The organism is Pseudomonas sp. FG98 (genome assembly GCF_057808595.1).
The window spans coordinates 1-428 of sequence record NZ_JBMDIJ010000191.1 but is presented as its reverse complement, the minus strand read 5'-3'; the positions used below and the strand labels follow the sequence as shown (position 1 = coordinate 428).

Genomic DNA, 428 nt, shown 5'->3' with positions numbered 1-428 from the left:
TTGCCAGCGATGAGGCCGGCAAGAACAACCTGATCAGCAAGATTGATGTCGAGGCAGATGGCCCCATCGTCGGCAACGCCGACTCCCACAGGGTCCCGGGCCAGCCGCGTGATCCAGGCCAGATACAGGAAATCTGTGGGAGCGGGCATTGCCAGCGATGAGGCCGGCAAGAACAACCTGATCAGCAAGATTGATGTCGAGGCAGATGGCCCCATCGTCGGCAACGCCGACTCCCACAGGGTCCCGGGCCAGCCGCGTGATCCAGGCCAGATACAGGAAATCTGTGGGAGCGGGCATTGCCAGCGATGAGGCCGGCAAGAACAACCTGATCAGCAAGATTGATGTCGAGGCAGATGGCCCCATCGTCGGCAACGCCGACTCCCACAGGGTCCCGGGCCAGCCGCGTGATCCAGGCCAGATACAGGAAA

General features: G+C 61.9%; 1 protein-coding gene. It reads right to left on the bottom strand.

Annotated features, from left to right (window positions below; genetic code table 11):
- The coding region (locus tag ACODSK_RS32675) for a hypothetical protein (protein ID WP_489022293.1) at nt 1-188 on the bottom strand (188 nt) is incomplete at its 3' end.
- Nucleotides 189-428 lie beyond the last annotated feature (240 nt).